Source organism: Spirochaetota bacterium (assembly GCA_026414805.1).
GTDB lineage: Bacteria > Spirochaetota > UBA4802 > UBA4802 > UB4802 > UBA4802.
Window position 1 is genome coordinate 252 of sequence record JAOAIH010000173.1, and the last position, 289, is coordinate 540.

1 protein-coding gene is annotated in these 289 nt (G+C 41.2%); it reads left to right on the top strand.

What is annotated here, in order from left to right; translation table 11 throughout:
- Nucleotides 1–289 (top strand): excinuclease ABC subunit UvrA (locus N3F66_15230; GenBank protein MCX8125498.1); only part of this gene is annotated, 289 nt, incomplete at both ends.

The window sequence follows — 289 nt, forward strand, 5'->3', positions numbered from 1 at the left end:
ATTTATCATGTCGATGATGAAATCAAACTCGAACGATATAAAAAGCATGACATTGATGTAGTTGTTGACCGACTTGTTGTTAAACCGGAAATTCAGAAACGGTTGACAGATTCCGTGGAAACCGCATTAAAATTGGGCAATGGTTTACTTCGTGTATCTTATGAAGTTCCAGGCGGTCAAGCCCAGGAAATTATGCAAAGCGAGCGGTTATCCTGCATTGATTGTAATATATCCATCGAGGACCTGGAACCTCGTATGTTCTCATTTAACAATCCCAACGGTGCTTGCC